Here is an 11821-nt window from a genome sequence, read left to right as displayed (position 1 = left end):
ATGCTCGCCGTTTGTCATTCCCCGTTCGCCCTGAGCTTGTCGAAGGGCCGCACCGCAACCCTCCACCCGTTCGGCCTGAGCCTGTCGAGGGCCACCCCCGCACCCCGGCTTCGACGGGCTCAGCCCGAACGGTGGTTGTTTGCAGGCAGACACTGACCCAGAGGTTTTGACCATGTCCATCCCATCCCTGCAGTCCCTGCCCGAGGGCTACCGCGCCCTCGTCATCGGCGCCTCTGGCGCCATCGGCAGCGCCTTTCTCGCCCACCTGCAGTCCGACCCTCGCTGCGCACTGGCCATGGGCCTGGGCCGCCACACCAGCCCGCTGGTCGATCTGGATGACGAAGCCACCATCGCCTCCGCCGCCCAGCAACTCAAGGCCGAAGGGCCGTGGCACTGCATCATCCACGCCGCAGGCCTGCTGCACGGCCCCCACGGCATGCCCGAAAAGCGCCTGGGCCAGTTGAACTACGCGCAGATGGAAGCCACCTTCCGCACCAACACCTTCGGCCCCGCTCTCGTGCTGGCGCACTTTGCGCCACTGCTGCCAAAGCAGGAGCGGGGCCTTCTGGCCGTGCTCTCGGCCAAGGTGGGCAGCATTGGCGACAACCGCCTGGGCGGCTGGTACAGCTACCGCGCCTCCAAGGCTGCGCTCAACATGCTGGTCAAAACGGCGTCCATCGAAGTGGCCCGCACCCACCCGCTGGCCGTGCTGGTGGCGCTGCACCCGGGCACCGTCAACTCGGCCCTGTCGGCACCGTTCAACGGCGCGGAAATTGGTCGCCCGGCTGTGGACGCAGCGGCGGACATGCTGCGGGTGCTGGATGGGTTGCCGGTGGAGGAAACGGGAGGTCTCTACACCTACAGCGGCGACAAGCTGCCATGGTGATGGTGAGGCAGATTGCTATGATTTTGATACCGATGGTGCAATACCAGTAGGCGGGAGCAGCCCTTTTAGGCATTTTTTTGTGATGTGGCTGTTTTCCCGCTTGCATCAGCTGCGGTGGTTCTGCAAAAAAGTCTGGGCGTAACCACATCAAACCACGCCGCAGGGGTGTTTCATGCTGCATCCATGGAGAATGCCGCATGTTTTCACCCACCTCTGATGACCTCAACCTGATTTCCTCCCACACCACAGCCGCAGCCTCTGCCGTGAGCGACTGGGTGGCGCGGCACTATGGCCTGCCAGTGCAGCAGTGCTACCTGATCCGCCGCAACCTGAACGACAACTACGCCGTGCGGGCCACGGATGGCAGCCGCTACGTGGCGCGGCTTTGTGCCATTCGGCCGCGCGGCGCGTTCAATGTTGATTTCGAGGTCGCGCTGCTGGCACACCTGCACGCACAGGGTGTGGGTGTGACCATGCCGATGTTGGCTGCTAACGGAGCAACTAGCATCACCCTGCCGTTCCCTGAGGGGCCGCGTGCGCTGGTGCTATTTCGCCACTGCGACGGTGCCGTGCCCGATACGCCCGAGGAACTGCACCTGACCGGCGCCACGCTGGCCCAGATTCACAGCGCTGCGCGAAGCTACACAGGCCCCGCCAGCCGCTATGTGCTGGACGGCCACCACCTGGCAGGCCGCACGCTAGGCTACCTTGCCGCCCATCCCGAGCTGGACCCTGCCGTGCTGGATGCCTACCGGCAATTGATTGAGCGCCTTCTGAGCGAGCTGGCGGAGGTGGAGGGCACCTTGACCCGCGTGATGTGCCACGGCGACACACATGGATTCAACAACCATGTGTACACCGATGCCGGGGGGGGGCAGCGTGCAGCCTTCTTTGACTTTGACGACGCCGGGCCAGGGTTCCTGGCCTATGACTTGTGTGTGTGGCTGTGGTCGAACCTGCCGCGCAAGGCCCCCATGGAGCCCGATGAAGCTTTGCTCAAGCGCTGGCAGCAGTACCTGGCTGGCTACCGTGCAGGGGGCGGCCTTGTCACTGATGCCGACCTCGCCGCCTTGCCCCTGTTCTTGCAGTTGCGGCACCTGTGGAACATGGGGGAGGGCGTGGCGCGCGTCCACCACTGGGGCGCCAACATGATGTCTGCCGACTGGCTCAAGAAGCAGCCCGATGTGATGGCCGCCTGGGCCCGTCTGGAGCTTCGGCGCGGCTGATGGGGCGACCCCATCGCGCAGCCCCCATCGCTGCTAAATCGCCGGGTAGCTGCCCGTGCCCCCGGGCCACGCCGTCAGCACCTCAAACCCGCTGTCTGTCACCGCCACCATGTGTTCCCACTGGGCCGAGAGCGAGCGGTCCTTGGTCACCACCGTCCAGCCATCGGCCAGCTCCTTGGTTTCGCGCTGGCCTGCGTTCAGCATGGGTTCGATGGTGAAGACCATCCCTGCCTCCAGCCGCAGCCCCTGGCCGCGCCGCCCGTAGTGCAGCACCTGGGGCTCGTCGTGGTACACGGTGCCAATGCCGTGGCCGCAGTACTCGCGCACCACGCTGAAGTTCTCACGCTGCGCCACGGTGGCAATGGCGTGGCCCACATCACCCAGCGTGGCTCCGGGTTTCACGGTGCGGATGCCTGCGCACAGCGCCTCGTAGGTCGTGTGCACCAGTCGCTGGGCGAGCACGCTGGGCGCGCCCACGCAATACATGCGGCTGGTGTCGCCATACCAGCCGTCTTTTTCCACCGCCACATCAATGTTCACGATGTCGCCCTTCTTCAGCGTCTGCTGGGGCGAGGGGATGCCGTGGCACACCACATGGTTCACCGAGGTCAGCACCGTCTTGGGGTAGCCCAGATAGCCCACATTGGCAGGCCGCGCGCCCTGCACGTTCACGATGTGGTCATGGCACAGGCGGTCCAGCGCGTCGGTGGTCACGCCCGGAACCACATGCGGCTCGATCATCGCCAGCACTTCGGCCGCCAGTTGTGCGGCCCGCCGCGCCATCACCAGTTCTTCGGCCGAGCGGACCGGCACCCCACGGTCAGCGCGGGCCATCAGTGCGGCTGCTTTCTGCTGCGGGCGGTGGGGGTGACGTCTGCCGCAGGCTTGCTGTCCAGCTCACCCCGCGCCGCCAGCGCCACATCCAGCCCACCCGCCAGCTCGGCCCGCACCAGCATCTGGCAAATTTCGCGGTGGTCCAGGTCGGGATACAACTCGGCCAGCATGCCGACACGCATCCAGTGCTCGGCCTGGGCGTTGATGGAACGGCTCAGCGCCGTGCTGGCCAGACGCAGGTTTTCGTGCATCTGGTCGGAAATTTTGACTATGCCCATGGGGTACTGCCTTTATGCGAAACGTATTCGAATTGTATATGTTTCGCGTATTTTGAGTTTACCCATGTGGCTCTGGGTCTTCAGCGGCACTTCGTAACGGGATTTCTTCGCCGCGCTTTCATTTCTCAGCGTTCCACTTCAATCCCAAACTTCCTCACCCGATAAGCCATCGTCGCCCGGCTGATCCCCAGCAACCGCCCCGCCAGCGCCACGTTCCCCCCCGCACTCTGCAGCGCCTGCCGCAGCATCTGCTCTTCCGCCTGGTGCAGCGGTGCCACTACTGGCGAAGCGGCTGGCGTTAGCCCCGCACTACTCCGCACACTCGCTGCTACAGCCGCTGGCGGAGCCTGCACCGCAGCCCCAACACCTGCCACCCCCTGCACATGCAACGTCCCCCCGCTGTTGCCCTGCAGGTGCAGCGACATCACCCCACCGCAGCTTTGCTCACCGCCCGCAAACAAATGGTGCGGCTCTATCGGCTCGCCATCCGTCGCCAAGATCACCGCCCGCTCAATCAGGTTCTGCAGCTCGCGGATGTTGCCGGGGAAGGGGTAGTGAAACATCGCCTTCACGGCCGCCTGGCTAAATCCGGGCACTTGCCTCTGGTGCTTGCGCTGGTAGTGGGCCAGGAAGTGGCTCATCAGCAGCGGGATGTCGTCGCGCCGCTCGCGCAGCGGGGGCAGGTGGATGGGGAAGACGTTCAAGCGGTAGAACAAATCCTCGCGGAAGGTGCCTTCGCGCACGGCCTGGCGCAGGTCCACGTTGGTGGCGGCCACCAGGCGCACGTCCACGCGCACGGTGCGGGTGCCGCCCACGCGCTCTACCTCGCCTTCTTGCAGGGCGCGCAGCAGCTTGCCTTGGGCTACCAAACTCAGAGTGCCGATTTCGTCGAGGAAGAGAGTGCCGCCGTGGGCGCGCTCAAACCGGCCGGGGCGCGATGTGCCTGCGCCGGTGTAGGCGCCGCGCTCCACGCCAAAGAGTTCGCTCTCCACCAGCGTCTCGGGAATGGCTGCGCAGTTGATGGCCACAAAGGGCTGGCTGCTGCGCGGGCTGATGCGGTGGAGCATGCTGGCAAACATCTCCTTGCCCACGCCCGATTCGCCAGTGAACAGCACGGTGGCGGCGGTGGGGGCCACGCGCTGCAGCATGTGGCAGGCGGCGTTAAAGGCCGATGACGCGCCCACCATGGTGGTGTGGGCGGCGGGCTCTTGAGTGTTGTGAGTGGCAGCGCTTGCGGGGGCCTTGCCCGGTGGTACGCCCAGGTAGGTGGTACGGCCTGCTTTGCCCAGCAGCTTGTCGGCCAGCGCGGCGGGCGGGGTGCCCACAAAGTCTTGGGCGTTCAGGTAGAACAGGTCTTGCTCGGGGTCGTCCCAGCGCTCGGCGGATTTGCCAATCACGCGGCAGTGCGCCGCGCCGGAGGATCGGCACTCCACCTCGCGGAAGACGATCATGCGGCCAAACAGGGTGCTGACGTAGCCGGTGGCGTAGCCCACCTGCATCCAGCAGGCGGGCGAGCCGCCCACGCCGTAGGCGGCGATGTGCTCGTCGTCTTCGCTGGAGTTGTGCCAGATGAATTCGCCGTCGTAGTCGCCCAGCTCGGCGTTGTATCGGGCGTGCACCACCTCGACCTGCACCACACCCTCCAGCGCGTGAAGGCGGGTGCCAGCCATGGCGGCGGCGGTGGGTTCGGCGTCGGGCCATTGCTGGCGCACCAGGCGGGCGTCGCGGGCGCCGCTCACATACCCTGCGCGGGTCAGCAGGCCGCGTGCCTTGTCCAGGCCAATGCTGTCGATCAGCTCACGCCGCAGCGAGCCCAGGGCTTCGGAGTGCAGCAGGATCATGCGCTGGTCTTGCAGCCAGATGCGCCCGTCGCCGGGCGAGAAGAACAGGCACTCGCTGATGTCGGCCACCGTGGGGTGGGTGTGCTGGCTGATGCCATGGGTGTCAAAGCCGCCCAGCGCGCGGGGCGCTGGCGCGGGCACGGTGCCCAGCAGGGCTTGGCCTTGGCCCACGGCGGTGCGGTGCAGGTCGGCCAGTGAGACGCGGCGTCGGGGCATGGGGTCCTCTGGAGGTTGATCAGAAATTGATCAAAAAGTGATCATTTGATCTATTGCATGTGCTGAATTTGGTGATTGATGGTAACTATTTGGCGCCCGAAAGTCGCCCATGCCAGCGCGCTGGTTGACTAGGGAAAGTCCGTAGCGCTCCCTCTGAAAAACACCCGCTTTGGGCCCCTTGCGCGGGCTGGCGCACGGCTGGCTGGTACGCACGTTGCAAAAACAGGCCACACCGCCGCGCTGTGAGCGGGGTGGCTGCAACGCCAATCTGGCGAGCGAGCAAGCAAGCAACCAACAACGCACCAAGGAGCAAAGCAATGGGAATGTCAGAAAAACCGGGCCTGCTGGACAACCGCCTGTGGGCGGGCAAGGCCTTTGATGGCGCATGGAACACCACATTGAGTGGCGAGCGCAACGTGACCGAGCCCGCCACCGGCCAGGTGCTCGGCACGGTGGGTATTGCCAGCGCGGCCGACATGCAGGCCGCCATTGGCCGGGCTACACAAGCACAGGCCGCGTGGGCTGCGCAGGGCCCGCGCGAGCGCGCAGCGGTGTTCCACCGTGCGGCCAGCATTTTTGAGCACCACTTCGACGAGCTGGCCATGGCCATTGCCCGCGAAACCGGCGGCATCGTGCCCAAGGGCCAGCACGAGGTGCGTGAGGCCATCACGCTGTGCCACCTGGCTGCGGCCCTGCCCATGCAGGCACAAGGCCAGGTGCTGCCCAGCACGCCGGGCCGCCTGTCCATCGCGCGGCGCGTGCCGCATGGTGTGGTGGGCGTGATCTCGCCGTTCAACTTCCCGCTCATCCTGGGCTTGCGGTCGGTGGCGCCTGCGCTGGCGCTGGGCAATGCGGTGGTGCTCAAGCCCGACACGCGCACCCCGGTGAGCGGCGGCTTCATCATGGCCCGGGTGTTTGAAGAGGCAGGCCTGCCCAAGGGCTTGCTGCAGGTGGTGCCGGGCGACGCCGAGGCGGGCGAGGCGCTGGTGGTGGACGAGCGCGTGCCCATGATCGCCTTCACCGGTTCGCCTGCCGTGGGCCGCCGCATTGGCGCGCTGGCCGGGCAGCACCTCAAGAAGGTGTCGCTGGAGCTGGGCGGGGCCAACAACCTCATCATTCTGGAAGATGCCGACCTGGACGCTGCGGCCAGTGCTGCAGCGTTTGGCGCGTGGTTCCACCAGGGGCAGATTTGCATGGCATCCAACCGCATCCTGGTGCACGAGTCGATTGCCGAAGGCATTCTGCAGCGCATGGTGGGCAAGGCCACGCACCTGCCCGTGGGCGATGGCGCCAGCGGCCAGGTGGCCCTGGGGCCGATGATCGACGCCAAGCAACTGCAGCGCTTTGACAGCGTGATCAAGGACAGCGTGGCCCAGGGCGCGAAGCTCGAAGCGGGCGGTACCTACGAGGGCCTGGGCTACAAGCCCACGGTGCTCTCGGGCGTCAAGCCCGGCATCCGTTCGTTTGATGAAGAGCCGTTTGGCCCGGTGGCCAACCTCGTCACCTTCCGCACTGATGACGAGGCCGTGCAACTGGCCAACACCAGCCAGGGCGGGCTGGCGGCCGCCGTCATCAGCCCCAGCGTGGGCCGCGCCATGGCCATCGGCCAGCGGCTGCGCGCGGGCATGGTGCACATCAACGACCAGACGGTGAACGACGAATGCACCAACCCCTTTGGCGGCCCTGGTGTGGGCGGCAACGGGGGCAGTGTGGGCGGGCCTGCCGACATTGATGAATACACGCAGTGGCAGTGGATCACGGTGAAGGACACGGTGCCCGTGTTCCCGTTCTGACATCCCAAGCCCCCGGTGCGGCTTGGCTGTTCCGGGGGCTTGTGTCCCCAACACAAAAAATCAGGAGACAACTTTCATGACCCTCAACAACAAAACCATTGTCGTCACCGGCTGCTGTTCCGGCATCGGCGCAGACTTTGCCAAGCTCGCCCGCCAGCAGGGCGCCCGTGTGATCGGCGTAGACCGCAATGCGCCCACCCTCACGCTTGACGGTTTTGTGCAGGTGGACCTGGGCGACCCCGCCGCCATCGATGCGGCTGTGGCGCAGCTGCCCGCCCGCATTGATGCGCTGGCCAACATTGCGGGCGTGCCCGGTACATCGCCCGCCGACCTGGTGGGCCGCGTCAACTACCTGGGCCTGCGCCACTTCACCCACCGCGTGCTGGAGCGCATGGGCGAGGGCGGCTCCATCGTCAATATCTCATCCATCCTGGGGGCCGAGTGGCCAGCGCGGCTGGAGCTGCACCGCGCCCTGGGTGCCACCAGCAGCTTTGAAGAAGGCGCGAAGTGGCTGGCTGCAAACCCCGTGCCGCAAGAGACCTGCTACCAGCACTTCAAAGAAGCGCTGATCGTGTGGACGTACACCCAGTCGCAAAAGATCTTCATGGAGCGCGGCGTGCGCATGAACTGCGTGGCCCCCGGCCCGGTGTTCACGCCCATCCTGGGCGACTTTGTGCAGATGCTGGGGCAGGACCGCGTGGAGAAAGACGCGCACCGCATGAAGCGCCCCGCCTTCAGCGACGAAGTGGCTCCGGTGATTGCCTTCCTGTGCAGCGATGCATCGCGCTGGGTGAGCGGCATCAACCTGCCGGTGGATGGCGGGCTGGCTTCCACGTACATCTGAACCACAGGCCAACCATGTCCGCACAACAGCTTGAAGCCATCCTGCAGATGGCCGCACAAAACCCGCCACCCGCGCAGGCCACCCCTGCGCAATTGCGCGCGTGGTTTGATGCCAGCAACTCGCAAATGCCCCTGGCGCAGGGGCTGCCCATCCAGGCGCTGCGCATTCCCAACGGTGCAGGCCGCACGATGGCAGCCGAGCTGCACAGCACGCCGCAGGCCGACCCGCGCAAGCTGGTCATCTACTACCACGCGGGCGGGTTCGTTTTTGGCTCGCTCACCTCGCACCGGGCGCTGTGCTCGTACCTGGCGCAGTTCTGTGGTGCGCGCGTGCTCAACGTGGACTACCGCCTGGCCCCCGAGCACCCGGCCCCCGCCGCGCACGACGATGCACTGGCCGCCTACCAATGGGCGCTGGCGCAGGGCTATGCCGCGTCGGCCATCGCGCTGATGGGCGACTCGGCGGGTGGCAATCTGGCGCTGTCTACCGCCTTGCGTGCCCGCGACCTGGGCCTGCCTCTGCCTGCAGCCGTTGTAGCCCTGTCGCCCGCGCTGGACCTGGCGTCCGAGGGTGCGTCCCATCACACAGTGGACGACCCCTTCATCACCCGCGAGCTGATGGGCTTTTTCAACGCCATGTATGTGCCCGGCGGGGACGTGCGTTCGCCCACGGTTACGCCGTTCTACAGCGCCGACCTGCGGGGGCTGCCACCCGTGCAACTGCAGGTGGGCAGCCGAGAGCGCTTGCGCGACGATGCCGTGACCATGGCCGCGCGCTTGCAGGCTGCAGATGTGGAGGCGGACTGCACCGTGTGGGACGGCATGGTGCACTGCTGGCAGTTGTTTGCGCCGGTGCTGGATGAGGCACTGGCCTCGCTGGAGCAGGCGGGCCGGTTCATCGCTGCGCGCCAGCGCAGTGCGCAGGGCGGGTGAAATTTGTCGGTGGCAGCGCTGCGCCAACCCGTACTCAGTCCTCGTCCAGCAAGCCCTCGGCCAATGCCTCAAACACCACCCGTATCCGCCGTGAGGTACGCAGCTCGCGGTGTGACACCAGCCAGATGGGAAACCGCACGGGCGGCAAATCGTCCAGCACGCGGACCATGCCCGGGGTCTTGCGCGCGATCTCTTTCATCATGGCGCCAATACCCATGCCCTGCCGCACCAGCGCCCAGTGGGCCACGGTGTGGTCGGAGTAGCAGCTGAAGTTGTCCTCGCTCAGATTCAGCCCGTACTGGCGCAGGTACTCCAGGTACCGGCCGTTGCGGTCGGAGCCCACAAAGGGAAGGTGGGCGGCTTCTTCGGCGCTGCGTGGGTGGCCGTAGGTGGCCACCCAGTTTTCCGATGCATAGAAGTTGGCTTGGGCCTCCCGCACCAGGCGGGCGATCAGCTCGGGTTGCTCGGGCTTGACGTGGCGGATGGCAATGTCGGCCTCTCGGCGCAGCAAGTCGCTGAGCGCGTTGGATGAGACCACTTCGACAGCGATGCCGGGCTCCTGGTCGCGCAGCCGCTGCATGATGGGCGGCAGCAGGTAGGCTGCCACGGCGTCGGTGGCCGACACCGACACCACACCGCCCACCGCCTCAGACCGGCCCGTCGCCGCCAGGCCCAGCGCCTCTGCGGCTGTGCCCATGGCACGGGCGTGTTCCAGCAGGTCGAGCCCGGTGGGGGTGAGCACCATGGCCTTGCCCACACGCTCGAACAGGGTCACGCCCATGTGCTGTTCGATGGCGGCCACCTGGCGGCTCAGGGTGGGCTGGGTCAGCCCCAGCTTGCGGGCGGCGGCCGAGAGCGATCCGGTTTCTGCGGTTTCCAGAAACGCCTTGAGCTGGTTCCAGTCGAGGTTGTTCATGCGTAAATGTATATGTTCACTGCAATTTAAGGCGTTCCCTGCGGGGTTTTGCATGGATAGCATTCCGGTATCGATCAACGCCCGATGCCCCGCCAGCCCATGCCAACGCCCTCCATCGCTCCGGCCCTCCGTGCCACGCCACATGCGGAGGCGAGTGCCTCCCTCTTTGCCCGCAAGGCCCGCTTCTGGGACCGCATCGCTCCCAAATACGCCGCCGAGCCCATTGCCGACATGGCGGGCTACGAGGCCACGTTGCAGCGCGTGCAAGCGCTGCTGCCTCCCGCAGCGGATGTGCTGGAAGTTGGTTGTGGCACGGGCAGCACCGCCATGCGGCTGGCGCCCTTCACAGGGCGCATGCTGGCCACCGATGTCTCGCCCGGGATGATCACCATTGCCCAGGAGCGGCTGGCCGCCCAGCCCGTGCCGCAACTGGGGTTTGCGGTGGCCGATGCCGACGCGCCGGGGCAAGGGCAGGGCGCGTACGACGTGGTGCTGGCCTTCAGCATGCTGCACCTGGTGGAAGACCTGGACCATGTGCTCAAGCTGCTGGTGCGGGCCTTGCGGCCGGGCGGCCTGCTGATCTCCAAGACGCCGTGCATCACCGAGATGAACCCGCTCATCCCCCGCCTGGCGCTGCCGCTGATGCAGGCCATTGGCAAGGCGCCAAAGGTGCTGTGCTTCGACGCCCAGCAACTGCAGGCAGCCTTTGTGCGCCAGGGGCTGGAGGTCGTGTCCGTCGAACGCCATGGCACCCGGGGCAAGGACATCCGGGTCTTCATCGTGGCCCGCAAGCCGGGCTGACCGCCCACTCTTCCCCTTTCTGAACACACCGTGACCACGGCCGCGCCCGCAGGGCTGGGCCGGTGGCGGGCTGCTGCGCGCCTGCTTCTCCTTCTTCTCCTTTTTCTTTTCCTTCTTCTTCCCCCAATTCACCAAGGAGCTTTGTATGACAGCGTTGTGCCCAATGCCTCCTTCTTTTTCGCCGTTGCCCCGTGCGGCCATGGTGCCTGCTGCCCTGGTCACCTTGGCCCTGGGGCTCACTTTGCCTCTGGGGGCTTGCAGCGGGCGCAGCGGTGGTGATGGCGATGTGGCCCTGTCCGATGGGGGATGGGGCGGCGGCGCGGCGGGCATGGCACCAGTGGCAAGCATCAGCGCGCTGGAAGGAGACTGGGTGCAGAAGGGCTGCATCCAGGTGGGGGCGCAGTCGTTCAAGAAGACGCTGCGGGCGCGCACCACCGGGCGGGCCACGGTTGACTACTACGAAGGCGTCTTGATCTTTGCGGGCAACGGCTGTGCGGGCGCATCACAACAGGTGGGCCCGAGCAAGCTCGGGGTGGTGAGCTTCGCGCGGTCTGACGCCAACCCGGCAATGGCGGCCCGTTGGGGCGAGCTGCACACGGTCACGGGCACGCGGTCCGGCGCCATCTGGGCACTGCCCGCCGCCAACCGGCTGTGCCTGCTGGGCGACGAGATTCCCAGCACCCAACCCACGCTGTCAGCGGTGGCCGCGAGCGTGGCAACCCTGTCTGCAGACAACTGCTTCACCCGATGAAACCGATGAAACCAAGGAACCCCATGAAGACTTCCACGCACCCTTTACTTTCGCTGATGGCACCCGCCGTTGCCGCCCTGGCCCTGCTCTCGGGCTGCGCCTCCACCCTCGACCAGAAGGGCCTGGAGCAGCGCACAGGCCAGGCCATCGGGCGGTCTGTCGGCCAGTTCACCATCACCGACCGCGAGGAGGAAACCGGTGGCCGCATCAACTACACCGTCAACACCCTCGACGGCATGGCCTACCGCTGCTACCTGTATGGCGCCACGGGCTTCCAAAAGGCCATGAGTTTTGGGCAGACGCCCCATTCCGATGCCGTGTGCACGGCCATGGTGGCGGGCAAAAACAGCAGCACCAACCAGGGGACCACAGCACCTGCGACACCTGCCGCACCTGCCGCCCGTGGCCGCAGCGCAGCCCCGGAATGCAACGCCTTGCTGAAGGCAGCGGGGCGGTGCTGAAGCCCACCTGCCCACCTGCCCGCCATCCGCGCAACCCCACAC

Annotated in this window: 12 protein-coding genes; 8 read left to right on the top strand and 4 right to left on the bottom strand. The window is 66.4% G+C overall.

Annotated features, from left to right (window positions below):
• The first annotated feature begins 172 nt into the window (after window positions 1-172).
• Both AvAM_RS19535 and AvAM_RS19530 read left to right on the top strand, forming a co-directional pair.
• A complete protein-coding gene (locus AvAM_RS19535) occupies window positions 173-886 on the top strand; it encodes an SDR family NAD(P)-dependent oxidoreductase (protein ID WP_137748590.1) in 714 nt (237 codons plus the stop codon).
• A gap of 197 nt (window positions 887-1083) precedes the next feature.
• Entirely contained in the window at window positions 1084-2112 is a 1029-nt protein-coding gene (locus AvAM_RS19530) for a phosphotransferase enzyme family protein (protein ID WP_137748589.1), read from the top strand.
• A gap of 33 nt (window positions 2113-2145) precedes the next feature.
• Here the strand turns inward: AvAM_RS19530 and map are convergent, their stop codons facing one another.
• From map to AvAM_RS19515, 3 genes are all read right to left on the bottom strand, one after another.
• Window positions 2146-2946, bottom strand: coding sequence for a type I methionyl aminopeptidase (gene map / locus AvAM_RS19525; protein ID WP_137748588.1), 801 nt, complete (start codon window positions 2944-2946; stop codon window positions 2146-2148).
• Entirely contained in the window at window positions 2946-3224 is a 279-nt protein-coding gene (locus tag AvAM_RS19520) for a ParD-like family protein (RefSeq protein WP_137748587.1), read from the bottom strand. Before AvAM_RS19520 ends, map begins: the two co-directional genes overlap by 1 nt.
• A gap of 125 nt (window positions 3225-3349) precedes the next feature.
• The gene (locus AvAM_RS19515; RefSeq protein WP_137748586.1) at window positions 3350-5281 is read right to left on the bottom strand and encodes a sigma-54-dependent Fis family transcriptional regulator; all 1932 of its coding nucleotides are present in this window, start codon (window positions 5279-5281) and stop codon (window positions 3350-3352) included.
• A 317-nt stretch (window positions 5282-5598) separates the two neighbouring features.
• On the opposite strand from AvAM_RS19515, the gene AvAM_RS19510 reads away from it, so the two are divergent.
• From AvAM_RS19510 to AvAM_RS19500, 3 genes are all read left to right on the top strand, one after another.
• Window positions 5599-7074 carry a benzaldehyde dehydrogenase gene (locus AvAM_RS19510; protein ID WP_137748585.1) on the top strand — a complete coding sequence of 492 codons (1476 nt, stop codon included), beginning with the start codon at window positions 5599-5601 and terminating at the stop codon, window positions 7072-7074.
• A gap of 76 nt (window positions 7075-7150) precedes the next feature.
• A complete protein-coding gene (locus tag AvAM_RS19505; RefSeq protein ID WP_137748584.1) occupies window positions 7151-7918 on the top strand; it encodes a coniferyl-alcohol dehydrogenase in 768 nt (255 codons plus the stop codon).
• A gap of 14 nt (window positions 7919-7932) precedes the next feature.
• Entirely contained in the window at window positions 7933-8850 is a 918-nt protein-coding gene (locus AvAM_RS19500) for an alpha/beta hydrolase (RefSeq protein WP_137748583.1), read from the top strand.
• 34 nt (window positions 8851-8884) lie between these two features.
• On the opposite strand, the gene AvAM_RS19495 is transcribed toward AvAM_RS19500, so the two are convergent.
• A complete protein-coding gene (locus AvAM_RS19495) occupies window positions 8885-9766 on the bottom strand; it encodes a LysR family transcriptional regulator (protein ID WP_137748582.1) in 882 nt (293 codons plus the stop codon).
• Between the two features lie 99 nt (window positions 9767-9865).
• On the opposite strand from AvAM_RS19495, the gene AvAM_RS19490 reads away from it, so the two are divergent.
• From AvAM_RS19490 to AvAM_RS19480, 3 genes are all read left to right on the top strand, one after another.
• On the top strand, window positions 9866-10567 hold the full coding sequence (locus AvAM_RS19490) for a class I SAM-dependent methyltransferase (protein WP_137748581.1): 702 nt from the start codon (window positions 9866-9868) through the stop codon (window positions 10565-10567).
• A gap of 163 nt (window positions 10568-10730) precedes the next feature.
• Window positions 10731-11318, top strand: a complete 588-nt coding sequence (locus tag AvAM_RS19485) for a hypothetical protein (RefSeq protein WP_137748580.1) — start codon at window positions 10731-10733, stop codon at window positions 11316-11318.
• A gap of 23 nt (window positions 11319-11341) precedes the next feature.
• Complete coding sequence (locus AvAM_RS19480) at window positions 11342-11779, top strand: hypothetical protein (RefSeq protein ID WP_137748579.1); 438 nt, start codon at window positions 11342-11344, stop codon at window positions 11777-11779.
• The last annotated feature ends 42 nt before the right edge of the window (window positions 11780-11821 follow it).

It is taken from the genome of Acidovorax sp. NB1, assembly GCF_005405905.1.
Lineage (GTDB): Bacteria > Pseudomonadota > Gammaproteobacteria > Burkholderiales > Burkholderiaceae_C > Acidovorax.
The sequence above is the reverse complement of the archived record's forward strand: the minus strand, read 5'-3'. Positions and strand labels throughout refer to the sequence as shown.

What these genes read in the sequence shown, in the direction of transcription:
- AvAM_RS19535 (WP_137748590.1), top strand. Translation starts at nt 173, where the DNA reads ATGTCCATCCCATCCCTGCAGTCCCTGCCCGAGGGCTACCGCGCCCTC.
- AvAM_RS19530 (WP_137748589.1), top strand. Translation starts at nt 1,084, where the DNA reads ATGTTTTCACCCACCTCTGATGACCTCAACCTGATTTCCTCCCACACC.
- map (WP_137748588.1), bottom strand. Translation starts at nt 2,946, where the DNA reads ATGGCCCGCGCTGACCGTGGGGTGCCGGTCCGCTCGGCCGAAGAACTG.
- AvAM_RS19520 (WP_137748587.1), bottom strand. Translation starts at nt 3,224, where the DNA reads ATGGGCATAGTCAAAATTTCCGACCAGATGCACGAAAACCTGCGTCTG.
- AvAM_RS19515 (WP_137748586.1), bottom strand. Translation starts at nt 5,281, where the DNA reads ATGCCCCGACGCCGCGTCTCACTGGCCGACCTGCACCGCACCGCCGTG.
- AvAM_RS19510 (WP_137748585.1), top strand. Translation starts at nt 5,599, where the DNA reads ATGGGAATGTCAGAAAAACCGGGCCTGCTGGACAACCGCCTGTGGGCG.
- AvAM_RS19505 (WP_137748584.1), top strand. Translation starts at nt 7,151, where the DNA reads ATGACCCTCAACAACAAAACCATTGTCGTCACCGGCTGCTGTTCCGGC.
- AvAM_RS19500 (WP_137748583.1), top strand. Translation starts at nt 7,933, where the DNA reads ATGTCCGCACAACAGCTTGAAGCCATCCTGCAGATGGCCGCACAAAAC.
- AvAM_RS19495 (WP_137748582.1), bottom strand. Translation starts at nt 9,766, where the DNA reads ATGAACAACCTCGACTGGAACCAGCTCAAGGCGTTTCTGGAAACCGCA.
- AvAM_RS19490 (WP_137748581.1), top strand. Translation starts at nt 9,866, where the DNA reads ATGCCAACGCCCTCCATCGCTCCGGCCCTCCGTGCCACGCCACATGCG.
- AvAM_RS19485 (WP_137748580.1), top strand. Translation starts at nt 10,731, where the DNA reads ATGCCTCCTTCTTTTTCGCCGTTGCCCCGTGCGGCCATGGTGCCTGCT.
- AvAM_RS19480 (WP_137748579.1), top strand. Translation starts at nt 11,342, where the DNA reads ATGAAGACTTCCACGCACCCTTTACTTTCGCTGATGGCACCCGCCGTT.